24 protein-coding genes and 1 tRNA gene are annotated in these 24,813 nt (G+C 68.9%); 14 read left to right on the forward strand and 11 right to left on the reverse strand.

Annotation, left to right across the window (positions count from 1 at the left end; genetic code table 11):
* Positions 1–30: 30 nt before the first annotated feature.
* Both V6M51_RS09600 and V6M51_RS09605 read left to right on the forward strand, forming a co-directional pair.
* Positions 31–106: transfer RNA gene (locus V6M51_RS09600), tRNA-Thr, on the forward strand.
* A gap of 146 nt (positions 107–252) precedes the next feature.
* Positions 253–378, forward strand: a complete 126-nt coding sequence (locus V6M51_RS09605) for a hypothetical protein (protein WP_332766662.1) — start codon at positions 253–255, stop codon at positions 376–378.
* Here the strand turns inward: V6M51_RS09605 and V6M51_RS09610 are convergent.
* Positions 375–518: a hypothetical protein gene (locus tag V6M51_RS09610; RefSeq protein ID WP_332766664.1), complete on the reverse strand. Its 144-nt coding sequence runs from the start codon at positions 516–518 to the stop codon at positions 375–377. The two genes, V6M51_RS09605 and V6M51_RS09610, sit on opposite strands and share 4 nt — an antisense overlap.
* Before the next feature lie 176 nt (positions 519–694).
* Here V6M51_RS09610 and V6M51_RS09615 point away from each other — a divergent pair, with 176 nt between their 5' ends.
* The 4 genes from V6M51_RS09615 to V6M51_RS09630 all read left to right on the forward strand — a co-directional run bounded on the left by V6M51_RS09615 (position 695) and on the right by V6M51_RS09630 (position 2,961).
* Positions 695–1,015 carry a hypothetical protein gene (locus V6M51_RS09615; protein WP_332766666.1) on the forward strand — a complete coding sequence of 107 codons (321 nt, stop codon included), beginning with the start codon at positions 695–697 and terminating at the stop codon, positions 1,013–1,015.
* A gap of 142 nt (positions 1,016–1,157) precedes the next feature.
* On the forward strand, positions 1,158–1,832 hold the full coding sequence (locus V6M51_RS09620; protein ID WP_332766668.1) for a PEPxxWA-CTERM sorting domain-containing protein: 675 nt from the start codon (positions 1,158–1,160) through the stop codon (positions 1,830–1,832).
* Between the two features lie 132 nt (positions 1,833–1,964).
* Entirely contained in the window at positions 1,965–2,450 is a 486-nt protein-coding gene (locus V6M51_RS09625) for a YaiI/YqxD family protein (RefSeq protein ID WP_332766670.1), read from the forward strand.
* Positions 2,451–2,511: 61 nt separating this feature from the next.
* A complete protein-coding gene (locus tag V6M51_RS09630; protein ID WP_332766672.1) occupies positions 2,512–2,961 on the forward strand; it encodes a c-type cytochrome in 450 nt (149 codons plus the stop codon).
* 178 nt (positions 2,962–3,139) lie between these two features.
* Here the strand turns inward: V6M51_RS09630 and V6M51_RS09635 are convergent, their stop codons facing one another.
* The 3 genes from V6M51_RS09635 to V6M51_RS09645 form a co-directional block, all read right to left on the reverse strand.
* Positions 3,140–6,346, reverse strand: a complete 3,207-nt coding sequence (locus V6M51_RS09635; RefSeq protein ID WP_332766974.1) for an efflux RND transporter permease subunit — start codon at positions 6,344–6,346, stop codon at positions 3,140–3,142.
* Positions 6,346–7,539, reverse strand: a complete 1,194-nt coding sequence (locus V6M51_RS09640) for an efflux RND transporter periplasmic adaptor subunit (RefSeq protein ID WP_332766674.1) — start codon at positions 7,537–7,539, stop codon at positions 6,346–6,348. Before V6M51_RS09640 ends, V6M51_RS09635 begins: the two co-directional genes overlap by 1 nt.
* A 246-nt stretch (positions 7,540–7,785) precedes the next feature.
* Positions 7,786–8,556: a class II aldolase/adducin family protein gene (locus tag V6M51_RS09645; RefSeq protein ID WP_332766676.1), complete on the reverse strand. Its 771-nt coding sequence runs from the start codon at positions 8,554–8,556 to the stop codon at positions 7,786–7,788.
* A 290-nt stretch (positions 8,557–8,846) separates the two neighbouring features.
* On the opposite strand from V6M51_RS09645, the gene V6M51_RS09650 reads away from it, so the two are divergent.
* Entirely contained in the window at positions 8,847–9,425 is a 579-nt protein-coding gene (locus V6M51_RS09650) for a CHRD domain-containing protein (protein ID WP_332766678.1), read from the forward strand.
* 25 nt (positions 9,426–9,450) lie between these two features.
* On the opposite strand, the gene glpK is transcribed toward V6M51_RS09650, so the two are convergent.
* Complete coding sequence (glpK, locus tag V6M51_RS09655; protein WP_332766680.1) at positions 9,451–10,947, reverse strand: glycerol kinase GlpK; 1,497 nt, start codon at positions 10,945–10,947, stop codon at positions 9,451–9,453.
* Between the two features lie 126 nt (positions 10,948–11,073).
* Between glpK and V6M51_RS09660 the strand changes: the two genes are divergently transcribed.
* From V6M51_RS09660 to V6M51_RS09670, 3 genes are all read left to right on the forward strand, one after another.
* Complete coding sequence (locus tag V6M51_RS09660; RefSeq protein ID WP_332766682.1) at positions 11,074–12,189, forward strand: DUF2336 domain-containing protein; 1,116 nt, start codon at positions 11,074–11,076, stop codon at positions 12,187–12,189.
* A gap of 59 nt (positions 12,190–12,248) precedes the next feature.
* Positions 12,249–13,031: an NAD kinase gene (locus tag V6M51_RS09665; protein ID WP_332766684.1), complete on the forward strand. Its 783-nt coding sequence runs from the start codon at positions 12,249–12,251 to the stop codon at positions 13,029–13,031.
* A 76-nt stretch (positions 13,032–13,107) separates the two neighbouring features.
* Positions 13,108–13,590, forward strand: a complete 483-nt coding sequence (locus V6M51_RS09670; protein ID WP_305677059.1) for an Hpt domain-containing protein — start codon at positions 13,108–13,110, stop codon at positions 13,588–13,590.
* Between the two features lie 19 nt (positions 13,591–13,609).
* On the opposite strand, the gene V6M51_RS09675 is transcribed toward V6M51_RS09670, so the two are convergent.
* Positions 13,610–14,380: an NUDIX hydrolase gene (locus tag V6M51_RS09675; protein ID WP_332766686.1), complete on the reverse strand. Its 771-nt coding sequence runs from the start codon at positions 14,378–14,380 to the stop codon at positions 13,610–13,612.
* A gap of 48 nt (positions 14,381–14,428) precedes the next feature.
* On the reverse strand, positions 14,429–15,577 hold the full coding sequence (locus V6M51_RS09680; protein ID WP_332766687.1) for a DUF2336 domain-containing protein: 1,149 nt from the start codon (positions 15,575–15,577) through the stop codon (positions 14,429–14,431).
* Positions 15,578–15,740: 163 nt separating this feature from the next.
* Here V6M51_RS09680 and V6M51_RS09685 point away from each other — a divergent pair, with 163 nt between their 5' ends.
* Together V6M51_RS09685 and V6M51_RS09690 are read left to right on the forward strand one after the other, a co-directional pair.
* Positions 15,741–17,555: an ATP-binding protein gene (locus V6M51_RS09685; RefSeq protein WP_332766688.1), complete on the forward strand. Its 1,815-nt coding sequence runs from the start codon at positions 15,741–15,743 to the stop codon at positions 17,553–17,555.
* A 77-nt stretch (positions 17,556–17,632) separates the two neighbouring features.
* Positions 17,633–18,829 (forward strand): CaiB/BaiF CoA transferase family protein, encoded by a 1,197-nt coding sequence (locus V6M51_RS09690; RefSeq protein WP_332766689.1) that lies wholly within the window; start codon positions 17,633–17,635, stop codon positions 18,827–18,829.
* Here the strand turns inward: V6M51_RS09690 and V6M51_RS09695 are convergent.
* Positions 18,826–19,662 carry a transglycosylase SLT domain-containing protein gene (locus V6M51_RS09695; protein WP_332766690.1) on the reverse strand — a complete coding sequence of 279 codons (837 nt, stop codon included), beginning with the start codon at positions 19,660–19,662 and terminating at the stop codon, positions 18,826–18,828. The genes V6M51_RS09690 and V6M51_RS09695 overlap by 4 nt on opposite strands.
* Positions 19,663–19,907: 245 nt before the next feature.
* Between V6M51_RS09695 and V6M51_RS09700 the strand changes: the two genes are divergently transcribed.
* Complete coding sequence (locus V6M51_RS09700) at positions 19,908–20,510, forward strand: TonB family protein (protein ID WP_332766692.1); 603 nt, start codon at positions 19,908–19,910, stop codon at positions 20,508–20,510.
* Positions 20,511–20,574: 64 nt separating this feature from the next.
* Positions 20,575–21,327, forward strand: coding sequence for a TylF/MycF/NovP-related O-methyltransferase (locus V6M51_RS09705; protein WP_332766693.1), 753 nt, complete (start codon positions 20,575–20,577; stop codon positions 21,325–21,327).
* Here the strand turns inward: V6M51_RS09705 and V6M51_RS09710 are convergent.
* From V6M51_RS09710 to V6M51_RS09720, 3 genes are all read right to left on the reverse strand, one after another.
* The gene (locus V6M51_RS09710; RefSeq protein WP_332766695.1) at positions 21,324–22,493 is read right to left on the reverse strand and encodes an acyl-CoA dehydrogenase family protein; all 1,170 of its coding nucleotides are present in this window, start codon (positions 22,491–22,493) and stop codon (positions 21,324–21,326) included. The two genes, V6M51_RS09705 and V6M51_RS09710, sit on opposite strands and share 4 nt — an antisense overlap.
* Positions 22,490–23,533, reverse strand: a complete 1,044-nt coding sequence (locus tag V6M51_RS09715; protein WP_332766697.1) for an NAD(P)/FAD-dependent oxidoreductase — start codon at positions 23,531–23,533, stop codon at positions 22,490–22,492. Before V6M51_RS09715 ends, V6M51_RS09710 begins: the two co-directional genes overlap by 4 nt.
* 99 nt (positions 23,534–23,632) lie before the next feature.
* On the reverse strand, positions 23,633–24,760 hold the full coding sequence (locus V6M51_RS09720) for a ferritin-like domain-containing protein (protein ID WP_332766698.1): 1,128 nt from the start codon (positions 24,758–24,760) through the stop codon (positions 23,633–23,635).
* Positions 24,761–24,813 lie beyond the last annotated feature (53 nt).

The raw sequence follows: 24,813 nt of genomic DNA on the forward strand, positions 1-24,813 counted from the left end.
GCCTTCGCTTCATAAGCGGGCCGTCCAAGGGCCGGATTAGCTCAGCTGGTAGAGCAGCGGTTTTGTAAACCGAAGGTCGCGGGTTCGAGTCCTGCATCCGGCACCATGGAACGCCAGGCGGCTCTCGCCTCGAACTCAACCCCCGAAAACGCCCGTCACGGGAGCAAAACGCGCTTCGGGGCCGTCCCACGAGTTGAGTGGGTTTGACCCTCCCGCGAGCGTGGGGAAAGGTCGCTCGGTTGGAGGCGCCCGATGTTCAAGATCCTATTGCCGCTCGCGGCCGCGGCCGCGGCGTTCCTGTTCAGCGTCGGCAACGCCAAGGCCGCCACGTCTGCGTCGAGCCAGTCGCCCGCGCATCACCAGGGGCTGCGCCCCTAGGCCGACGGCCCTCGGAAGCGCCACGCCATCTCCCAGGCGTCGTGCGGAATCGCGATGGCCAGTAGAATTGCGCCGACGATCACGCCGACGGTGAATACGAGCGCCATGTCTTCGTAGCGGCGCGAGAATCTGGGGACCATGTAACGCTCGGCGGTTCGGACTGCGGATCGCAAAGGCCTAGCGCCCGATCGCGACACCTGCGTTCCAGATTTGCGACAATTTATTCAGTCGCTCCGACCAGCAACAGCTCGACCTTGTAGGTCTTGGCGCTAGGTTAGGCGCTGGGCAGACGACGAACTGGGGGGGTGAGTCGAGGTTGGAACGGCCACAGATCCAGGAAGAACCGGTTGAGGAGGGGCGCGACACCGCGTCCCGGCGGCTGGTCGACGGCCTGGACGAGGCGCTCGAGGCGCTGATCGCCGAGGGCTACGAGATCCGCTGCATCTTCACCTCGCCCGAGGGTGCGGCGCGGCTGTTCCTGGAGGCCGGCGAAGACGCCATCAACCTGGACAGCGATCCGGACCAGGACCGCGCCTGGTACGGCCCGTTCGAACTTAGCCCGACCACCGAAGGCGAGACCCTGATCCTGTACTGTCTCGGCGAGGAATGCTGGTTCAAGACCCTCGAAGGTCTCTGAGTCCCGCAACGGCGGCGATTGTCGCCAAATCTCCCGATCCCCAGAGCGCGAATCCCTGCAAGACCCGGCGCAACCCCGGGTTGGCACGCCCATTGCGAAGCTCGCTCGTGAATCTAGATCACATCCCTTTTGGAGACTCCATATGAACTACTTCGGAAAGGCCCTGGCCGTATCCGCCCTCGCGGCGGTGACGACCCTGGCCGCGACCGCGGCGAACGCCGCGATCGTCATCAAGCCCTTCGGCAGCTACCAGTCGGCCCTTAATCCCGGCGAGACGCTGGTTACGAACTTCAACAACCCTCTCGTCCTGGCTCCCGGCTTCACCATCGGCGGCACCTACTCGCTTCGGACCGGCACCACCGCCCAAGGCGCCGCCCCGGCGTTCGGTCCTCTGGATCCCGCCGATGACGACCACAGCCGCTATCTGAGCGTGCGCGCCGGCGAAGTGGCCCAGTTCACCGCGCCCTACGTGTCGCGTCTGAGCTTCTATGTCGGGTCGCTGGACGACTACAACTCCATCACCTTCCACCTGAAGGGTGGCGGGACCCAAACCTTCACCGGCACCGATCTCGGCCTGGTGTCGGGTGCGGCGAACGGCAACCAGACGGCCGCGAACACCAACGGTCGCTTCACCTTCTGGTCCGACACCGCCATCACCGGCTTCGACCTGGCCTCGAACAGCAACTCGTTCGAAGTCAGCAACATCGGCTCGGCGGTCCCGGAACCGGCGACCTGGGCCATGATGATCATCGGCTTCGGCAGCGTCGGCGGCATGGTCCGCAGCAGCCGCCGCCGGCAGGTCGCGGCGTTCGCCTAAGTCTTAGTGCCAGTAGCGTACCAGTAAGCGTAAGCGTAAATAGCGCCGTCGGTCCCCTGGGCCGGCGGCGTTTTTCGTTGAGGCCCGTCGCCGTCGCGGGCATGAGGAAGGCCCGCCCTGACCGGAGCTCCCGTGGCCGACAAACCCATCGAGGTCTTCATCGACGCCGACGCCTGTCCGGTGAAGGACGAGGTCTACAAGGTCGCCGCCCGCTATGGGCTGAAGACCTGGGTGGTCTCCAACGCCTTCATGATGATCCCCCAGTCGCCCACGATCGCTCGGGTGATCGTCGACGCCGGACCCGACGTCGCCGACGATTGGATCGCCGAGCATGTGGCGCCGGGCGACGTGGCAGTGACCAACGACATTCCCCTGGCCGAGCGGGTGCTGAACGCCGGCGCCCACGCCGTGGCGCCCAACGGCAAGCCGTTCACCGAGAACTCCATCGGCGCGGCCATCGCGCAACGGGCCCTGATGGAGCAACTTCGCTCCACCGGCGACATCCTGGGCGGCCCGAAGCCCTTCGACCGCAACGACCGCTCGCGGTTCCTGCAGGCGCTGGATGAGATCATCCAGAAGGAACGCCGCAAGCGCGCCTTGCAACGCCGCGATCCTTGACTAGCTTCCCATCGAATTCATTGCAGAGGTTTGGCTCATGATGCGCGCGGCGACGATCTTAATGGGGGCCTGCGCCCTGCTGGCCGGCTGCGGCCAGAAGACCGAGACGCCGCCCGCCGCGGCGCCGCAGGAGCTGACCGCCGAACAGAAGGCCGCCATCCTGGCCTCCCTGCCCGCCCCCTACAACACCGCCGACCTGGCGAACGGCAAGAGCAAGTTCGGCCTCTGCAAGTCGTGCCATACCATCGCGCCGGGCGGGGCCAACATGACCGGCCCCAACCTCCACGGGGTGTTCGGCCGCAAGGCCGGGTCGGTGGCGGACTACAAGTACTCCGACGCCGTCAAGAACGCGGGCTTCGTCTGGGACGCCGAGCACCTGGACAAGTGGCTGGCCGAGCCGCGCACCTTCCTGCCCGGCACCAAGATGAGCTTCGCCGGCCTCAAGGAGGCCAAGGACCGCGTCGACCTGATCGCCTATGTGAAGATCGAGTCCGGCTACACGGCGCCGTAGGTCGAGTAGCCTCGCCCTCCCAATTGCTCCCCTTCTGGGGGAGCTGTCAGCGAAGCTGACTGAGGGGGACTTTGACTCTTGTTTGTGGGCTGCAACCCCCTCCGTCACGTCGCCGAAGAGGGCGACGCGCCACCTCCCCCAAATCGCGCTGCGCGCTGGGGGAGGATCTAAGGAAGCCCTACTCCGCGGCGTTGGCGGCGCGGGTCTGCTCGGCGTCCTCGAAAGCCTCGATGCGCCGGGCGGTGGCCTGGGGCGACTTCGTGAAGCGGGCCAGCATATTGTAGAACACCGGCACGATGAACAGGGTCAGCATCGTCGCGAAGATGGCCCCGAAGAAGATCACCACGCCGATGGTCTTGCGGCTCTCGCCGCCCGCCCCGCCCCAGACGATCAGCGGGATTGAACCCGCCGCCGCCGAGATCGAGGTCATGATGATCGGACGCAGGCGCAGGGAAGCGCTCTCGATCACCGCCTCGCGGATGGTCAGGCCGTCGTCGCGGAGCTGGTTGGCGAACTCGACGATCAGGATGCCGTTCTTGGCGGCGATCCCCACCAGGATGATCAGTCCGATCTGGCTGTAGGTGTTGATGGTCGAGCCGGCGATCAGCAGGCCGAACAACCCGCCCAGCGCCGCCACCGGCACCGTGAGCATGATGACCGCCGGGTGGATCCAGCTCTCGAACTGGGCGGCCAGCACCAGGAAGACCAGGATCAGGGCCATGCCGAAGGCCAGGCCGACGGCGCCGCCGGCCTCGAGGAAGTCGCGCGCGGACCCGCCCCACTTGATCTGGAACCCGGGCGGCTGCTTGGCCACCTCGGCCTCGAAGAACTTCACGGCCTCGCCCACCGGATAGCCGGGGTTGAGCTGGGCCGAGAGCGAAATCGCCCGCAGGCGGTCGACCCGGGACCGGTCGGGCGTATCGCCACGGACCTTGGTGGTCACCACAGCGGCCAGCGGAACCTGGGCGCCGCTGGCGGTGCGGACATAGAGGTTCTCCAGGTCGGACTCCGTCTGGCGCCGCGCCCGGTCGGTCTGCAGGATGACGTCGTACTCCTGGCCGTTCTTGATGTAGGTCGTGATCCGCCGCGAACCGAACATGGTCTCCAGCGCCCGCCCGACGGCCTGGGCCGAGACGCCGAGGCTGGCGGCCTTCTCCCGGTCGATCTCAACCAGCACCCGCGGGCTGGTCGGCTCGTAGTCCAGGCGCGCGCGGGCCAGGCCCGGATTGCTCTGGGCCGCCGCCAGGATCGGCCGGATCCAGCGTTCGATGTCGGCATACTCGTTGCCGACCACGATCAGGTCGACGCCGCCGCCGCCGCCCCCGCCGCCACCGGGGCCGCCGCGTTGCAGGCCCCCGCGCACCGAGGCGATGGCCCGCACCGAGGTGATCGAGGAGAATTCCCGGTTCAGCTGGGCGGCCAGCTCATTGGAGGTGATCCCCGCGTCCTCGGCCAGGGCCGCGTTGCCGCCGGCGGTGTTGAAGGAGTTGTTGCCGAAGCGCGGCGCCGAAAGGATGTAGCGCTGGATGACGCCTTCCTTCAGCAGCTCCAGCAGGCGGGCCTCGACCTGCTTGGCGGCGACCTGGACATAATCGTAGCCCGCGCCTTCCGGCCCGTTGATGCTCAGCTCGACCCGCCCGCGATCCTCGTCGGGCACCAGCTCCCGTGGCAGGGCCGTAAAGAGCCCGAAGGCGCCCAGGGCCAGGACCAGCACCAGCCCGCCGGCCGCGAACGACGCGGCGCGGCGGCCCAGCAGGGCGTCCAGCGACGCGTGATAGGAGTTGCGGAGCTGGTGCATCGCCGCATCCACCCGCCGGGCGATGAAGCCCTGCCCGTGGGCGGGCCGTAGCAGCTTCGAGGCCAGCATCGGCGACAGGCTGAGCGCCAGCACGGCCGAGAAGGCCACGGCCGCGGCGATGGCCACCGCCAGTTCCACGAACAGCTTGCCGATGTAGCCGGGCAGGAACATCAGCGGCGCGAAGACCGAGATCAGCACGATGGTGGTGGCCACCACGGCGAAGAACACCTGCCGCGCCCCACGCTGGGCCGCAACGATCGGCGGTTCGCCTTCGTCGATCCGGCGCTGGATGTTCTCAACCACCACGATGGCGTCGTCCACCACCAGGCCGATGGCCAGCACCAGGGCGAGCAGGGTCAGCAGATTCAGCGAGAAGCCCAGCGGCGCCAGGACGATGAAGGTGGACAGGATGCAGATCGGCGCCACGACCGAGGGGATCAGGGCCGCGCGCCAGGTTCCGAGGAAGACGAAGTTCACCAAGGCCACCAGGGCGAGCGAGATGCCCATGGTGATCCAGACTTCTTCAATGGCGTGCTTGGTGAAAACGGTGAAGTCCACCGCAACTTCCAGCTTGGTGCCCCTGGGCAGCGACTTGTTGATCTCGGGCAGTTCGGCCCGCACGCCCTCGGAGATTTCCAGGTCGTTGGCCTGAGACTGGCGGGTGATGGCGATGCCGACCTGCTCGCGGCCGTTCGAGCGGAACATCCGCCGCCGCTCGTCTGGGCCTTCCTCGACACGGGCTATGTCGCCCAGCCGGGTGACGTAGTCGGCGCCCGGCGCCGGCGTGACGGCGGCGTTGGCCGTGGCCCCGGTCGTGGCCGTGGCCGTGGCCGTGGCGCGGGAGCTGGAAGAGACCACCGGCAGGTTGGCGAACTGTTGCGGGGTGGTGTAGCCGCGGGCCACGCGGATGGTGAAGTCCTTGGACGGCGCTTCCAGGGAGCCGGCCGGCAATTCCAGGTTCTGGGCGTTGAGCGCGGTCTCGACATCGTCGACCGTGATTCCGCGGGCCGCCATGGCGTCGGCGTCGAGCCAGATTCGCATCGAGTAGAGCTGGCTGCCACCGACCCCGACATTGGCCACGCCGGGAATGGTTGAGAACCGCTCCACCAGATAGCGGTTAGCGTAGTCGGAAAGCTGCAGCCTGTTCAGCGTCGTGGAGCTGAAGCTGATGAAGATGATCGGCTGGGCGTCGGCGTTGGCCTTGGCGATCTGCGGCGGGTCGGCCTGCAGCGGCAGGTTGGCCGAGACCCGGCTGACGGCGTCGCGCACGTCGTTGGCCGCGTCATCCAGGTCGCGGTCCAGCCGGAATGAGATGTTGATCCGCGACTGGCCGTCTCGCGACGAGGAGTTGACGCGGTCGATCCCCTGGATGCCGGACACCTGGCGCTCGATCACCTCGGTGATCCGCTCCTCGACGACCTCGGCCGAGGCGCCGCGATAGGTGGTTGAGATCGAGACCACCGGCGGATCGACGCTGGGCAGCTCGCGCACGGTGAGCGAGGCGAACGACGCCAGGCCGATCACGCAGAGGATGATCGCGGCCACCGCCGCGAACACCGGCCGACGGACGGAAATGTCCGACAGCATCATGGGGCGGGCCGCGCGCCCGGCGGGCGTGCTCTCGCCTGGCCGTCCGCCGCGGCCAGCATCGGACGAACTGGTTGGCCGGGCTGCAGCTTGTTCAGGCCGTCGGCCACCAGGCGGTCACCGGCGTGGACACCGTCGAGGATCTCCACGAAGCCGTCCTGCCGCGCGCCGGTGCGGACCGGCCGCTGCTCGGCCGTCATGCGCTCGCCCTGGCCGTTGAGGACATAGACGAAGGCGCTGTCGCCCTGCACCGAGAGGGCGGCCTCCGGGATGGCCAGGCCCTGGCGCTGGCCGCGGGCGATGGCCACCCGCATCATCATGCCAGGCTTCAGCCTGCGGCCGGGATTGGGGAACTCGGCCCGGGCGGTGATCGCGCGCGTGCGTTCGTCGATGCGGGTGTCCAGCTTGGCGATCCGCCCCTGGATCGTCTCGCCCGGATAGGCGTCGGCCTTGGCGTGGATCGGCTGGCCCTCACGGAGCGAGGCCAGGTAGCGATCCGGAATCTCGAAGTCGACCCGAACGGTGCTGATGTCGTCCAGGGTGACGATGGCCGACCCCGGATTGATCAAGGCCCCGGGCGCGATGTCGGACAGGCCGACCACGCCGGCGAACGGCGCGCGGATGGTGCGATCGGCCTGGCGGGCCTGGGCCGCCTGCACGTCGGCCCGGGCGGCGAGATAGGTGGCTTCGCGCTGGTCGAGCGCGGTCTTGGAGGCATAGCCCTGCCCCGCCAGGGCCTTCCAACGGTCGAAGTCGCGCTGCGCCTGGACCAGGCGGGCCTGGGCCTGGGCGAGGCCCGCGTTCTGTTCGGTGTCCTTCAGCTCGACCAGCACCGCGCCCTTGGCGACCGCCTGGCCGTCGCTGAAACGCACGCGGTCGACCAGCTGGGTCGCCGCCGCGGTCAGGGTCACGGACTGGCGGCCCTTGGCCACCCCGATCACGTCGATGGAATCCATGAACACCCTGGACTGGACAGCGGTCACGCTGACCGGCGCGGGACCGCCCATGCCGCCGCCCATGCCGCCGCCGCCCTTGCCCCTAGGCGCCCCGCCGCCCTTCTGGGCGGCCATCGCCGCGCCCGGAGGACCGCCCGGCCCCTCCTTCTTGCCGAGGGTCAGCTTCCAGCCTCCGGCTACGACCATGAGGGCGAGGACCAGGATGGCGCCGACGAGGAAGAAGTGGCGTCTGATCAAGCGACTGGAACTCCGGGAGCCTCGAAATGGGGGCGGAAAATCTATTAATCTCCGCTGGTCTTAGGGCGACCACATAGGCGCCGTCCAGTGACAGAACGATGGCTCTGCGTGTCTGCGATGAAATAGAGGGCCAAGCTCCGGGCAAGTAGGCAGTCCGGCCGCCTCCGGATGCCTAGGGATGCTGACGTCGCAAAGAAAATGGGCGCCCCAAGGGGCGCCCACATCGCCGATAGACTTGATCTCGACTCAGGCGTCGTAGCCGGGGAGCGCCCGATCGAGTTGGCGCAGGGCGCCGGGCCAGGCGAGGCCGCCGCCCAGGCCGCGCGACAGCTGCTTCGCGACCTCGTCCTGGGCATGCTCGGGGGCGAACAGCACGTTCTCGCGACCGGCCGATAGCGCCATGACCTGCTGCTTGCAGGCGCGTTCCAGATAGAACATGCGAATCCAGCAGTCGGCGGCGCTGGCGCCCACGGCCAGCGTGCCGTGATTGCGCAGCAGCATGACGTGCTTGTCACCGATGTCGGCCACCAGGCGCTCGCGTTCGTCGAGGTTGAGCGCGATGCCTTCATAATCGTGATAGGCCAGCATGGTCCGCACGATCAGCGCGTGCTGGGCCAGCGGCAGCAGGCCCTCGGACTGGGCCGAGACCGCCACGCCCTGGTCGGTGTGCAGGTGCATGACGAAATGGGCGTCCTCCCGCGCGGCGTGGATGGCCGAGTGGATGGTGAAGCCCGCTGGATTGATGAAGTACGGGGTCTCCTGGAGGAGGTTCCCGTCCAGGTCGATCTTCACCAGGGACGAGGCGGTGATCTCCTCGAAGTACATTCCATAGGGATTGATCAGGAAGTGATGCTCAGGCCCCGGGATGCGGGCGGAGATGTGGGTGTAGATCGCATCGTCCCAGCCGTGCAGGGCGACCAGCCGGTACAGGGCGGCGAGATCCACCCGCGCCTGCCACTCTTCGGCGCTGACCTTGCCCTTAAGCGAACTCACGCCCGCGAGCGAACCATCGGCCATGGCGGCCTCCCTGTCTGAACTTTGGGCGGCAGGGTCGCGCCGCGGGATCGTAGCGTCAAGGTGCAACTTCAAACGCCTGTTCGAAACCGCCTCACCGCGCTTCACGGAAAATTTCGTTAACGAATACTGCATTTCTGCAAGTATGAGATCCGTCTGATTTCGGTATTCGATGCGACAACGGCAGAGCTTGTTTCGTCGACAGGCGGAAGATGGTTTCGACACTTCCTAATCTATTGTAACGCGTTCCTCATTCAACAGAGTCGGAGGCTAGGATGTCTCGTAGCTTGCTTATGGCGACGGCAGCCGCAGCGCTGCTCTTCGCGGGCCAGGCGGAAGCGACCACCTATGTGTTTGAGACCGTCCTACTGGGCGCCAATGAGGTTCCCGTCGCGGCGACCCCGGGAACGGGTTTCGCGCGCGTGACCATCAATGACGCGCTCGACACCATGCGGGTCGAGGCGAATTTCTCGGGACTGCTGGGCACGACCACGGCCGCGCACATCCATTGCTGCGCGCCGGCGGGGACCAATGTGGGCGTCGCGACCCCCACCCCGACCTTCCCGGGCTTCCCGGGCGGCGTCAGCAGCGGGACCTATGACAACACCTTCGATATGACGAACCTCACCAGCTACAACGGCACGTTCGTCACCAACAACGGCGGCACGGCGGCGAGCGCCTTCGCGGCGCTGTTCGGCGGCATGCAGGCCGGCAACGCCTATTTCAACGTCCACAGCACGAGCTTCCCGGGCGGGGAAATCCGCGGACAGCTCAGCTATGTGCCCGAGCCTGGGACCTGGGCCTTGATGATCGCGGGCTTCGGGATGGCGGGCGCGGCGCTGCGCCGGCGGGCCCGACCGCTCGCAGCCTGACGGGCCGGGCGGACGGTTCCCGATCTCAGCCCGTCCGCACCCGCGCCACCGCGTCCAGCCAGCGGGCGTAGGCCTGCTCGCGGCCATGACCGTCCAGCGTGGGTTCGAAGCGCTCGGTCTTGGCCCGAGCGGCGGTCGCCTCCTCGGCGTCGGCGTAGATCCCCGCGCCGATACCCGCGAACAGAGCCGCGCCCAGGGCGGTCATCTCCTGGAAGCTGACCCGGCCCACCGCCACACCGGTGAGGTCGGCCAGGCGCTGGCTGAACCACTTGCTGCGCGCCATGCCGCCGTCGATCCGCAGCTCGACCTGGGCGCCGAAGGCGCCGGGCGCGTCGGCCCGCATGGCCTCGATCAGGTCGCGGGTCTGCAGGGCGCAGGCGTCGAAGGCGGCCTCGGCGATCTCGGCCAGGCCGGAGTCCCGCGTCAGGCCGAAGATCGCCCCCCGCGCGCCGGCGTCCCACCAGGGCGCGCCCAGGCCCGTGAAGGCCGGGACCAGCACGACGCCGTGGTCTTCCTTGGCGGTCTGGGCCAGGGCCTCGACACCTGAACCGCCGCCCGCCACACCCAGGCCCTCGTTCACCCACTGCAGGGCCGCGCCGGCGATGAAGATCGAGCCCTCCAGGGCGTAGGTCGCCCGGCCGTTCAGCCGCGCGGCCACGGTGGTCAGCAGCCGCGAGCGCGATGGCGCCAGGTGCTCGCCGGTGTTGACCAGCATGAAGCAGCCGGTGCCGTAGGTGGCCTTCATCTCGCCGGCCCGGATACAGCCCTGCCCCATCAGCGCGGCCTGCTGGTCGCCGGCGACGCCGCGGATCGGCACGGCCGCGCCCAGTAGCTCGGCCTGGGTCGTCCCGTAGTCATCGGCGCAGTCCAACACCTTGGGCAGCAGGGCCGCGGGCACGTCCAGCATGTCCAGCATCTCGGTCGACCAGGCCTGGGCCCTGAGGTCGAACAACAGGGTGCGCGAAGCGTTGGTGGCGTCGGTGGCGTGGACCGCCCCGCCGGTCAGCTTCCAGATCACCCAGGTGTCCATGGTGCCGACCAGCAGTTCGCCGGCCTGGGCGCGGGCCCGGGCGCCGGGAATCGCCCCCAGCAGCCAGGCGATCTTGGTCCCGGAGAAATAGGGGTCCAGCAGCAGGCCGGTGATACTGGTGACCTTCGGCTCCAGCCCCGCGGCGCGCAGCCGCTCGCAGGTGGGGGCCGTGCGGCGGTCCTGCCAGACGATGGCCTTGTGGATCGGCTTGCCCGTGGCCTTGTCCCAGATGACCACCGTCTCGCGCTGGTTGGTGACGCCGATGGCGGTGACCTCGGACATCGACCGTCCGGCCTTCTCCACCGCCTCGCGCAGCACCTCCACGCAGGTCTCGAAGATCTGCTCGGCGTCGTGCTCGACCCAGCCGTCCTCGGGATAGAACTGCTCCAGCGGGCGCCCGGCGTCGGCCAGGGGCGCACCCTTGGCGTCGAACAGTATGGCGCGGGTCGAGGTCGTGCCTTGGTCCAGGGCCAAGATCAGCGGATCGGCCATCCTCGTATCGCTCCCTCAGGCGCCCACGACCCTTAAGGGCCTCTCATGGTCAGAGCCTTCTAACCATGTTTTCATTCAGCCTCAGCAGATTCGCCAGCTTGGGCGCCGGGAGTTCCGAGTTTGAGCGTGGCCGCGAAAGCCGACGAGATTCTGGGCCTGGCCAAGAGCAAGGCGCCCGCCGATCGCGAACGCCTGCTGCTGGCCATCGTCGACCTGTGCGACGCGGGCGAAGGCGCCCAGGCGGTGATGAAGGCGCCGCCGATCCAGGCCCTGCTCAACTCCATCTTCATGAGCCTGGTGGTCGAGGCCGAGCGCGATATCCGCGCGCGCCTGGCGGAGAAGCTGGCCGGCGCCGACTGGGCGCCGGTGGCCCTGGTCAACGTCCTGGCCCTGGACGACATCGAGATCGCCCGTCCAATCATCGCGGGCAGTCCGGTGCTCAAGGACCACGACCTGGTTCGGCTGCTGGTCGAAGCCACCATCGAGCACCAGATCGAGGTGGCGCGACGGCCCAATCTGGGCCCGCCGGTGGTCGCCGCCATCCTGCAGCAGCAGGAGCCGGCGGTGCTGACCGCGCTGGCCGGTAATTTCACCGCCCAGGTCAACACCCACGACATGAGCCGGCTGGTCACCGCCTCCGAGCGGATCGTCGCCCTGCGCGCGCCGCTCTCGCATCACCCGGCCCTTACCGACGATCTGGCCCGGCAGCTCTATATCTGGGTCGGCCAGTCCATGCGCCAGGCCCTGGTCGCGCGCTTCCGCCTGGACGGCGCGGCCCTGGACGCGGCGCTCGGGGCCGCGGTCCGCGAGGCCCACGGCGGCCTGGCGTCGCCGTCCGGCGAACTCGTCGTCCGTCGCGAGGGCGAACGTGAAGAGATGGAGGAACAGCTTCTGGCCAAGCTCAACGCCGCCGGCCAGCTGCGTCCCGGCTACCTGCTGCGCGCCCTGCAGGACGGCAAGCTGTCGCTATTCGTCGGCGGCCTGGCGACCCTGGGCCGCTTCGACCCGACCCAGGTGCGGCGGGCCCTGAACTCCGACCGGCCCGAATTGCTGGCCCTGGCCTGCGCCTCGGTGGATATCGACCGCAGCGTCTTCCCAACCATCCTGGAGCTGGTCCGCAAGCTGAACGGCGGGCGTCCCGGCGGTGGGGACGAGGCCGCGCGCCGGGCCGGAGGCGCCTTCGGCCCCCTGGGCGCCGACATCGCCGGCGCCGCCTTCCGCCAGGCCGTCACGCCGCGGTGACGCGCCAGGTTTACGACCCTGGTTGACGGAATGGGCGATGCAGGAGCTTTTGACCGCCGATGTTCAAAGCTGAGCCCTTCATCACCCGCCTGGCCTTCACCGCCAGCGACCGGCCCGAGGCCCAGGAGGCATGCGCGGCGCTGATCGCCCGCTATGGTCAGGCGTCGCCCGCCGACGCCCAGGCGATCGTGGCCCTGGGCGGCGACGGATTCATGCTGGAGACCCTGCACGAGAACCTGACGAGCGACCGGCCGATTTACGGCATGAACCGCGGCTCCGTCGGCTTCCTGATGAACGAGTACAGCGAGGACGCCCTGCTGGAACGGATTAACGCCGCCGAGCGCGCCGTCATCCACCCCCTGCAGATGGTGGCCATCGACGCCCACCATCGCGAGCACCGGGCCGTGGCGATCAATGAGGTCAGCCTGCTGCGCCAGACCCGGCAGACCGCAAAGCTGCGCATCTCCATCGACGGCAAGGTGCGGCTGGGCGAACTGTCCTGCGACGGAGCCCTGGTGGCCACGCCGGCCGGCTCGACCGCCTACAACCTCTCGGCCCACGGCCCGATCATCCCCCTCGACGCCCGCGTCCTGGCCCTGACACCGATCAGCGCCTTCCGCCCGCGCCGCTGGCGTGGCGCGCTGCTGGCCCACACCGCGCGGGTCAAGTTCGAGATCATGGAGGCCGACAAGCGCCCAGTGAGCGCCGTGGCCGACAATCTCGAGGTCCGCGACGTCCTGGAGGTCCGTATCGCCGAGGATCGCGACGTCGCCCTGCACATGCTGTTCGACGCTGGCCGCAGCCTGGAAGAGCGGGTGTTGGCGGAGCAATTTTCCGTTTGATATCAATCAGATTCACGCTCCATTCGTTGTTAACGGATGCGCCTTAGTCTGTTGACGACTGTTTAGGAGGCGCCTCGTGAGCCAGCAGAATCCGGGCCAGGTCATTCCCGCCCCCACCAATCTTCGACTCAAGGTTGGCGGCCGCTTCGGCGCGATCGACCCCAGCGCCATCGCCAAGGCCGAAGCGGCGCTGAAGAGCCTGTCGGGGAACTTCTCGCAATGGCTCGCCGACGAAGTGGTCAAGCTGGACGCCGCGCGTCAGACCGTGCGCGCCCAAGGCGTTTCGCCCGAGACCATGGAAACGCTCTATCTCCGCGCCCACGACCTCAAGGGCCTGGGGACGACCTACGAATTCCCGCTGATCACCCGGATCGGGGCCTCGCTCTGCCGGTTGATCGACGACAAGGACAAGCGCCTGACCGTCTCCATGCCCCTGGTCGACGCCCATATCGACGCGATCAAGGCCGCCGTCCGCGACGACATCAAGACCGACGAGCATCCGGTGGGGAAAATCCTCATCGAGGAGCTGGAACGCAAGGTCATCGAGACCGGCGCCTGACCCGCCCGGGGCGACCGCCTCACATCACATTGGAGAGCGGCTCGGCCACGTCGCCGTAGCCGGCGTCCGGCGGCAGGACCAGCACCTTGCCGCCCGGCCCGTCCTGGATCTGCGGCTCGACGGTGACCAGCGTGCGACCGACCGCCCGGGCGATGCAGTCGCCGGCGCTGCCGGCCTCGGCCAGCAGCTGCACGTTCATCCGCGTCGGAAAGATCACCTTGCGCTCCCCGGCCGCCGCCAGGCGCAGCACCTCCTTGGGCTCGATCCACTCGGCGTCGACGGTTTCGTGTCCGTCGCAGGCGGCGAGCTGATCGGCCGGGGCGTCGGCCACATAGAACCAGGTGTCGAACCGCTTCGGTGTCAGCGGCGGAGTGATCCAGCGGGCGAAGACGGTGAGCGCGTTGAGGTCGAGACGCACGCCCAGGTCCTTCACCACGTCCAGGAAGGCGGTCTCCCCCTTGTCCACGGCGCGGCGCACGTCCATCGGACAGGCCTCGCCGCCGATCGGCGACCCGTCCAGTCGCGCGCCGAACAGGATGCCGGCCTCCTCGAACACCTCGCGGATGGCCGCGATCCGCAGGCCTCGCTGGTCGGCGTCGAAGTCGTCCCAGCCCAGGACATGGTTCGCCCACGCCGGGTCATGGTCGCCCGCATGGCTCTTGCCGCCCGGGAACACCAGGGCGCCAGAGGCGAAATCGATCTGGTGGTGGCGCTTGACCATCAGCACTTCGAAGGTCGGATCGTCGCGCAGCAGCAGGATGGTGGCGGCGGGCTTGATGTCCTGGGTCATGACGCCAGCTTGAAAGCCCCGGCGCCCGCGCGCAAGTCTGACCCTAGGTCAGGCGCTCTGTTCGGCGCGGAACGACTTGCGGGTCTCGCTGGAGATGCGGTCCATCTTCTCCAATAGGTAGTCCACGTCCTCGCGCGACGCGGCCGTGGGCTGGGTCAGGAACCGCTGCAGCATCTTCTCCTGGAAGCGCTCCCGATCGCGCGCGCCGCCGTCGAACTCCATGGAATGGAAGGTGTCCACGCCCGAGCGGAACGCCGGATAGAGCCGCGCCGGCAGGCCGGCCCGCTCATAGATCGCCCGCAGGCCCAACGGGCCGGCGTCGTGGATCATCAGCCAGGTTCGGTGATGCGGCACTCCGGCCAGCTCGGCCAGGCCCCATTCCAGGAAGGTCATGTGGCCGTGCGCCATGCCCCGCAGCAGCAGCGAGGCCGACAGGCGCTGGTTCTTGTTCAGGTGCGCGACGAAGGCCCTCACGTCGCTGGTGCGGCCGGCCTGGTCGACCAGGTCGATGGTCGCCCGCTCCTTGGCGCCAATGGCGATCTGCAGGGCCAGTTCCGGCGAGACGGCGTGGTGGTTCAGCAGGTGGTCGCGCACCGCGTCGCCGACCATGTCGATCAGCCGCTCGGTCACCGAGACCGGCAGGGCGTCGCGATAGGCGACCGCCGCCAGCACGCGCTCGGACTGCTCGAAGCGCTCGATCACCCGCTGCAGGGTCAATTCGGCGAAGTCGGCGTTGTCGTTGGCGCAGGCGGCCTCGACGGCCCGCTCCACGCCGTGCTCGACGATGGCGGCGGTGACGGCCTGCGACACCCTCGGCCGCTTGGCGATCACCACCTGGCGGACCGGGCCGCCCAGGCGGATGATCTCGGCGAGATCCTCATCCGTGAAGGCGGGCGAGGCGCCCAGGATCGGCAGGGCGACGCTTTCCACGTCGCGGGCCAGGGTCAGGGCCACGTCGCGGGGCACCACCGAGGAGTTCTTCAGGGTCACGGCCACGGCGCGACGCACCAGTTCGGCCGCGTCGGCGGCCATTACCCGCAGGATTTCATGGGCTTGGGTGCGCTCCTCGTCGGAGAGGGTCGCGGTCTCGATCGAGCGGCACAGCCGGTGCGCGGCGACGGCGCGCTCGTCGGGCGTCGCACCCTTCACGAGCGTGCGAATATCGTCGTCCGTCAGCGCCGCACGCGTGGTCGCCATCTCCGCCTCACCCCAACTCGGAACCGAAGGCTCCGAGCGCCATAGTGGACGGTTAGGCTTAATGATCGGTTGCCCTGGAAGGTGTGGATTGGCGGGCGGCGTAAACCCCTCGCAAACCCTGCCGCGACTAGACTTGCGGTTCGTCGCCGAGGAGCTCGATTTGATGATTGGCCAGACCGAGCAGACCCCCGAGCAAATCCGGGACCACGGCGGGCTTTCGGTCACCCAGCAGGCGCTCGACGCCCAGACCGCCCTCCTCCCCTATGCGCTCGCCGTGTTCTCGGTCAGCCTGCCGGCCTATGTCTGGGCCGGCTCCCACGCCGAGAACGCGGTCTGGATGAGCGGGACTTTCGCCATCTTCGCCGCCGCCTGGGGCGCCTTCTACGCCGTGGTGAACTGGCTGAAGCGGCCCGAGGCCCGGACCAATCTGGCGTTGCGCGGACGGCTCCAAATCCTAAGCGGCCTGCTATGGGCCGCCGCCGTCGCCCAGATGTCGGCCTTCGCCGACGGAGCGGGCCTGGCGCGGGAGCCCTTGCTGCTGGTGTCCCTGGCCGCGGCGATCGTGGTGATCTTCTTCGCCGCGTCCTGGCTGCCCAGCCTGCTGATTCTGGGATCGGCGGCGGTGGCCGGTCCGCTGTTCTTCCTGTTCTCCAGGCCCGAGACGCGTGAGCTGGCCAACATTGCCTGGGGGGCCGTGGCGCTGGCCATGGCGCTCGCCCTCATCGTGAATCGCATCCTGCGCAGCCAGTTCGCCCTGGCCGTCGACCGCGAGGTGCTGATCGCCGACCGCGCCGGGATGGTGGACGCCGCCAACAAGCTGGCCCGCTCCAAGTCCGACCTGGTGGCCACGCTCAGCCACGAGATCCGCAACGGCTTGACCGGCGTCGCCCACGTGCTGTCGGCCGCGGTCGGCCACAACGGGCGTTCGGCGCCCTCGCGCGAGCAGCTCGCCGCGGCCCTGGATGCCGCCAACGACCTGATCTCGGTGCTGAACACCACGCTCGATTCCGAAACCGCCGAGGCCGGACGGCTGTCGGTGGACACCCGGCCCTTCGATCCGGTCGCCCTGATCCGCGACCTGGTGCTGCTCAACCGGCCCAACGCCTCGGCCAAGGCGCTGGAGATCAACCTGCACGTCTCTCCCGAATTGGCCCTGGCCGAGCGTGGCGCGGCGATCGCCGACGTGCACCGGGCCCGCCAGATCCTCGCCAACCTGCTGGGCAACGCGCTCAAGTTCACTGTCCGCGGCCGCGTCGAGGCGCGGATCGAACTGGCGGCCTCCGGACGCCTGGCGGTCGAGATCGCCGACACCGGTCCGGGCCTGGCGGTCGACGAGCTGGAGCGGGCCTTCGAACCCTTCAACCGCATCGAGCGGACCAGCGCCGGCACTTCCGGCGCGGGGCTCGGCCTGTCGTTGTCGCGCCAGCTGGCGCGGCTGATGGGCGGCGATCTCACCGGCCACAGCGCGGTCGGGGTCGGCTCGTGCTTTCGGCTCGAACTGCCCTACGACGTCAACGCCCTGCCCGACCGTGACGGCCAGCCGCCCGAGGCCGCCGCCCCGGTCGCCGTGGAGCGCCACGCCCTGCGGGTGCTGATCGCCGAGGACGACGCGCTCAACGCCGCCATGCTCCGCGCGGTGATCGAACAGCTGGGCCATCAGGTGGTGCACGCCATCGACGGCCGTCGCGCCGTGGACCTGTCCAAGGTCTGCGAGTTCGACCTGCTGATGATCGACGGCCGGATGCCCAACATGGACGGTCCCGCGGCCATCGCCGCCATCCGCGGCCTGGACGGCCCGATGCGCCACGTGCCGATCGTCGCGGTGATCGGCGGCGACGCCGCCGAGGCCATGGAATGCACCCAGGCCGGCGCCGACGCGGTGCTGCGCAAGCCGGTCAGCGTCGGGGCGGTGGCCCGCGCCGTGGCCGACGCCATCGCCGTGGAACGCGAGGAGCCGAAGGTCCGCGTCGTCGCCTGAGACCCGGCTCCGCCGAGCGCCCTTGAGACACCCCTCCCCAGCGGTCACTATGGCCGAAAAGGTCGGGAGGGATGTGCGTGGTTCTCAAGGGTCTGAAGGTCGTCGAGTTCGCCTCCTACATCGCCGCGCCCGGCGCCGCCGGGGTCATGGCCGACTGGGGCGCGGAGGTGATCAAGGTCGAGCGGCCGCAGGGCGACCCGATGCGCCACGTCTTCGCTGACGCCAAGAGCGAAATCTCGATCAACCCGACCTTCGACCTGGACAACCGGGGCAAGCGCGCCGTGGTCCTGGATATCGCCAAGCCGGAAGGCCGCGACGCCCTGGCCCGGCTGGCGGCCGAGGCCGACGTCTTCCTGACCAACGTACGACCCGCCTCGCTGAAGCGCGCGGGGCTGGACGATGTGACCCTGCGCGCGGCCAATCCACGCCTGGTCTATGCGGTGGTCACCGGCTACGGCCTGGAGGGGCCGGACGCCCACCTGCCCGGCTTCGACGTCACCGCCTTCTGGTCGCGGGCCGGGGTGGCGCGGATGCATGCGCCCAAGGGCCAGGACCCGCACATCCTGCGCACCGGGGTCGGCGATCACATGACCTCTCTGGCCACCGTCTCGGCGATCCTGGCCGCGCTCTACGAGCGTGAGCGGACGGGCGAAGGCCGGCTGGTGCAAACCTCGCTGCTGGCCACCGGGGTCTATGCGGTCAGCTCGGACCTGGCGGTGCAGTTGGCCCTGGGCAAGCTCGCCTCCAACCGCCCGCGCAGCGATCCCTTCGATCCCGTGGCCAATTTCTACAAGAGCCGCGACGAGCGCTGGTTCGTGCTCAATCCGCGCGGCGCGTCCAAGGACTTCGCGCTGATCACGCAGGCCTGCGGCCGGCCGGAGCTGGCGGCGGACGAACGCTTCGCCTCGGGCAAGCTGCGCCGGGTGAACAACCGAGCCCTGGTCGCCGAGTTCGACGCGGCCTTCGGCGCCCTGGACTTCGAGGAGATCGCCAGCCGGCTCAACGCCGCCGACCTGGTCTGGGCCCCCGTCCAAACGCCGGCCGAGGTCGCCGCCGATCCGCAGGTCCAGGCCGCCGGGGCCATTGTCGAGGTGGAGGACGGCCACGGCGGAACCTTCCGCTCGCCGGCCGCGCCCGCGCGCTTCCCAGGAGCCGATTCAGACCGGCGCCCCGCCTCGCCGGGCCTGGGCCAGCACACCCACGAAGTCCTCGCCGAGCTCGGCTATTCGCCAGGGCAGATCGAAGCGATGGTGGCCGCCGGAGCGGCGGTCTAGCTCGACTTGTCGCGGGCCTCGGCCAGGACGCGGAGCATCTCGCTGGAGAACATGGAGCCGCTCAGCCGCGAACTGACGCTGGCGCCGGCGTCGTCGCGGGACTGGGAGCCGCGCAGGATGATCTCGACCAGGGCGTCCTGATCGCGCTGGACCGCGCTCTGGCGCGCTGAGGCGTACTGGATGAAGCCGCCCTGGGGCTCCGGCGTGGCGACCGGGCGATCCACCGCGGCGCCCGAACCCCCGGTCTTGGTCAGGTTGGCGTAGACCTCGGCCACCGTGGCCGCCCGACCGTCGCGGTAGAAGATCGCGCGGTTGGCGCCCGCCGCGTCGGGGAAGATGCTGGCGGCGCTGGCGCCCGGCCGGGTGCGCATGGCCTCGATCAGCCGCGCCGAACCCTGCGGGCCCAGGAAGTGCGCGGCGTAGAGCTCACCCGCCGTCGGCGTGCGGCCCGTGCGGCCCTTCAGATAGGAGGCATGGTCCGAGGTCAGTTCGCCGGCCATCAACGAGGCCGCGTGCGGGTCCATCCGCAGGTCCATCACCGCCTTGCGCGCCTCGGCGCCGCTGACGCGGTAGCGCCCGTCCGAACCCTTCTGGATCAGCTCGGCGTATCGGGCGTAGCCGTACTTGGCCCCGTGCTGCTTGAGGGTTGAAAGCCAGGTCTGCTCGACGAATTGGAACAGGCCCGCGGCCGAGGAGCTCGACGCCTTGGCCTTGGGGTTGTAACCGCTCTCACGCGCGGCCGTGCCCATCAGGAAGCTGAAATCCACGCCCGTCGCATTGGACGCGCGTTGGATCGCGGCTTCGACGACGCCCCGGATTCCATGGATGGCCATGGTCCCTGGTTTGCGCCGACATGGTTAACGCCCCGCTAACCATACCGCGACCAGATCGCGCACTATTCCGGCGCGAAAGCGTCACCATTCGGCTTCCCCAAGGTCAAGGTCCGGCCACGATCCCGGCGCGACCCTTTGTTTCGGCGACGAAACAAACAAGGGAGGTCTCCATGGTCATCCGTCAGGCTCTGCCGGTTTTCGCGGGCCGCACAGGATCGGGACGCAGGCGCTCACCGAAGGTGACGATGGCGATCGCCGCCTCGATCGCGGTGCACGCTGGGCTGGTGGTCTATCTGGCCGCCAAGACCTGGACCCCGCCGGAGGTGGTCGAACTGCCGGAGGGACCGATCATCGAGGTCCAGACCGTGACCCTGCCCAAGGCGCCGATCGAGGCGCCGAAGCTGACTCCATCCGCCATCCAGCCCCGCGTATCCGTGCCGACACCCTTCCCGACCCCGACGCCCATCCCGATCGAGCCGACCCCGCTACCGCAGCCGATCCAGCCCGATCCGCCGATCCTCACGGCGCTGATCCCGACGCCGACGCCGGTCAGCCAGGTGATCCAGCCGTCCTGGCTCAGCAAACCAGGCGCTCGGGAGTTCGCCCGGTTCTATCCGGACTCGGCCTTGCGCCGGGAAGTCGGCGGCCTGGCCATGTTGAGCTGCACGGTCAGCGCGGCGGGCACGCTGGGAGGATGCCAGGTGGTCAGCGAGACCCCAGTGGGCGAAGGCTTCGGCCGCGCCGCGCTCCGGCTCGCCCCCTACTTCAAGATGCGGCCGCAAACAGCCGACGGACAACCCGTGGACGGCGGCCAGGTGCGCATCCCCGTGCGGTTCGGCGTGGGGTGATCGGCCTGGACACGCGGTCCCCGCTTCGTGCTAGAGGCGGGGACCCGTCACCTTCAGGATCGCCATGAAGCTTCCCTTTCCATCCTTCCTGGGCCGGGCGTTCTTCGGCGTCCGCGACGCCGAGACCTTCTTCAAGCACCGCGACGCGCTGATCGGAGAGTTCGTCCATCCCGCGGGCGTGTTCGCCGCCGACAACCTGATCACCTGGGGCAAGACGCTCGGCTTCCTGCGCGACCCGGCCTTTGGCGAGGCGATCAACCGCAACACCCGAACGGGACCGGAGCGCGGCACCCTGTGGCGGATCTCGACCCTGGTCTGGGCGGCGAAGCAGACCTCGCACCTGGACGGCGATTTCGTCGAATGCGCCTGCTATCGCGGCAGTTCGGCGCGCACCGTCGCCGACCTCGTGGACATCTCGGCCCGCCGCTATTTCCTCTACGACCTATTCGAGCACGACGAGGCCATGCCGCACCACTCCATGGCGGAGCATTCGGCGACGCTCTACGACGAGGTGCGCGCCCGCTTCCCCGAACCCAACGTGATCATCACCAAGGGCCGGGTTCCTGACAGCCTGGCCCAGGCGGCGCCCGAGCGCATCGCCTTCATGCACCTGGACCTCAACAACGCCGAGGCCGAGATCGGCGCCCTGGAAGTCCTATGGGATCGAATCCTGCCCGGCGGCGTCCTGGTGCTCGATGACTTCGGCTGGGCCCCCTACATCGCCCAGCACGCCCTGGAGACCGAGTGGTTCGCCAAGCGAGGCCACGCCATCCTGGAGATGCCGACCGGCCAGGGCCTGGTGATCAAACACGCCTAGTAGCTCTTGGGCAGGCCCAGCACGCGTTCGGCGATGTAGTTCAGCACCATCTCGCGGCTGATCGGCGCGATGCGGGCGATCATGGCCTCGCGGAAGTAGCGCTCCACGTCGTACTCCTTGGCGTAGCCCATGCCGCCATGGGCCAGGACCGCGGCTTCGCAGGCGTTGAAGCCTGCCTCCCCGCCTAGGTATTTGGCCGCATTGGCCTCGGCGCCGCAGTCGCGGCCGGCGTCGTAGAGGGCCGCGGCCTTGAAGGCCATCAGATTGGCCGCCTCCAGCTCCACCCAGGCCTTGGCCAGGGGATGGGCGACGCCCTGGTTCTGGCCGATGGGCCGGCCGAAGACGATCCGCTCCTTGGCGTAGGTCGCCGCCCGCGCCAGGGCCGCGCGGCCCAGGCCCACGGCCTCGGCGCCGAACAGCACCCGCTCGGGGTTCAACCCCTCCAGCAGGTAGTAGAATCCCCTGCCCTCCTCGCCGATCAGGCTGTCGGCGGGGATCTCCAGGTTGTCGATGAACACCTGGTTCGACTCCACCGCCTTGCGGCCCATCTTGGGGATCGGCTTGGCCTCGATCCTGGTGCGATCGAAGTCGATGTAGAACAGGCTCAAGCCCTGGGTCGACTTGGTCACCTGGTCGCGCGGGGTGGTGCGCGCGATGATCAGCATCTTGTTGGCGCGCTGCGCCGAGGTGGTCCAGGTCTTGCGGCCCTGAAGGACGTAGCCGTCATTGGTCCGCGTGGCCTTGGTGGTCAGGCTGGTGGTGTCGAGGCCCGCGTCGGGCTCGGTGATGCCGATACACATCTTGTCCTGCCCGGCGATCAGCCGGGGGATGTGGCGGCGCTTCTGCTCGTCGCTGCCGAACTTCACGATGGGCATGGGGCCGAAAATGTTCAGGTGCAGGGCGCTGGCGCCGGAGAACCCGGCCCCGGACTGGGCGACCGCCTGCATCATCACCGCCGCCTCGGTGAGGCCAAGGCCCGAGCCGCCCAGCTCGACGGGCATGGCCGCGCCCAGCCAGCCGGCCTCGACCATGGCGGCGACAAAGGCCTCGGGGAACTCGCCGGTCTCGTCGGTTCGGCGCCAGTAGTCGGCGTCGAACCGGGCGCAGAGGCGCCCGACGCTCTCGCCGATGGCCTCCTGCTCCTGCGTCAGCCAGAACCCGGTCATTTCGCCTCCCCAGTGACGCCGAACCGCGCAGGATCCAGCCGCTGGGCATAGGGCGCGGCTTCCCCTTCCGTCACGCAAGCCGCGATGATCCGGGCCGCCAGGGGCGCCAGCAGCCAGCCGTTGCGCCGCGCGCCCACCGCCAGCAGCACCCCGTGATGGCGGCCACGCCCGACCATGGGCAGGCCGTCGGCGGTGGCCGCGCGCACGCCGGCGGCGGCGCTGAATTCCGCGCCGGCGATCTGGGGGAACAGCCGCGCGCCGGCCGCCAGCAAGGTAGAAACCTCCGCTGGCTCGACCTCCCGGTCGTCGCAGCCGGGTTGCATGGTGGCGCCGATGGTCATGGCGCCCGGGGCGGCGGTGACATAGGCGCCCTTGCCGCGCACCACGATCCCGTCATAGGCGCAGGCCCGGCTGCGCAGGATGTGACCCTTGATCGGACTGAGCGCCGAAAGTTCGGGCGCGACCACGGCCAGGTCGCGGGCGGCGCCGGTGGCGACCACCAACCAGGTTCCGCCCTCGAAGCCGCGGGCCGCCGTCTGGCGGAACACTACTCCCGCCGCCTCGCAGGCCGCGCGCAGGGCGGCCAGGGCGACGCCCGCCTCGATCCGCCAGTCCTCGCGGATCAGGACGCCGCGGCCCCAGGCCGGGGCGAGGCCGGGCGCGAGCCCCTCGAGCGCCTGGCGGGAAAGATCGGCGGGATGCAGGCCTAGCGACCGCAGGCCCGCATCGGCGCGCGCCAGGAAGTCGGTTTCGCCCACCGCCACGGCGCCGGCCCGGTCGACCACGATCCCGATCCGCGCCTCCAGGGCCGGCCACAGGTTGCGGGCGGCCAGCATCAGGTCCAGCTGCGGCGCGGCGGCGGGGTCGAGCACGCACTCGAAGGCCGGCGCCAGCATGCCGGCGGCCACGCCCGAAGCGTTGTCCAGCGGGCCCGCGGGATCGAACACCGTCACCTCGGCCCCGGCGTCGGCCAGGGCGAGCGCCGTGGTCAGCCCCAGGGCGCCGGCGCCCGCCACCGTGATCTTCACCCGCTTGGCCATGCGCCTAACCAGCCGTCTTCGCGTGCGAAATCAAGCTCGGAACGAAGGGCGCCCGCCGTTCGCACGGCGGGCGCCAGGTCGTCGGAGCGCAGACCGCGCCTATTCAGCGGCGATGGAGATCGCCCGGCCGCGGTCCTTGAAGTTGATCTCCTGGAGGTACTTGATCCCCTCCTCGGCGATGTCGTCGCCGACCATCTTGTCGCCTTCCGCCTTCAGCTCCTCCATGTCGACATAGGTCGCATAGAAGGACCGGGTCCGATCGGTGATCAGGCCGGCGTTGAGCAGGGTCTTGATGAGCACCCGGAAGATGTTGGTCTGGCTCTTCAGGCGCTCGCGGCGGCGGTCGTCGTTCTGGATCAGGACCACCATCTCGGCGCGGACCCGGTCGGGATCGAGGCCGAAGTCGGCATAGACGCCGGCCTGCTGGTTGGGCGAACCCATGTTGAACAGCAGCGACTGGAAGCAGTGGGCCGCCCAGTCCTCCACCATTTCCCGCTCGTCCTTCGTCATCTTGGGGATGGTGCGGTCGGCCCAGATCTTCCCGAACTTGTGGTGGAAGGCCTCGTCGGTCATCACCAGCTGGAACAGCTTCTTGGCCAGCGGATCGCGGTTGAACTGGAAGCCGGCGGCGAAGGCGCCCATGGCCAGGCCCTCGACCAGCATCTGCATGCCGATGATCTTCTTATAGACCTCCGGCGCCTCGATGATGTCGACCAGGAGCTGCTTCAGCACCGCGCCGCAGGGGCGGGGGCGGCCCCAGCGGGCCTTGATGTACTTGGCGAAGGCCGTGACGTGGCGGGCCTCCTCGCGGGTCTGGTTGGCGGCGTATTCCTGCGCGCCCTGGTCCTTCAGCACGTGGCAGAGGCTAGCCGACAGGTTCAGCGCGCCCTGCTCGCCATGCAGGATCGAGGAGAAGTTCCACAGCGCCATCTCATTGATGAACTTGGCCTTCTGGCCGGTCTTCTCGAGGTGATCCAAGACATAGGGCACGCCGAGCGACATGATCTGGTCGTCGGGCAGCAGGGCCTCGTTCTCCATGTCCCAGGGGGCGGAGAAGTCGATGTACTTCGGGTCCAGCGGATCCCAGAAGTGATCGTGCGTGGCCGAGATGATCTTGTCGAACGCCGTCGAGCGGGCGTTGTAGCGATCGAGTTCCAGCATGGACTCGAAGTCGTTCGGAGCCACCGCGTCATACATGACGTCTTTGGTGATGTTGCCGTCGGCCATTCTCTTCCTCCCGGTACAGCAACCTGGAGGAGATTCCGGTGAACGGCGTTTGG

It is taken from the genome of Phenylobacterium sp., assembly GCF_036677185.1.
GTDB lineage: Bacteria > Pseudomonadota > Alphaproteobacteria > Caulobacterales > Caulobacteraceae > Phenylobacterium.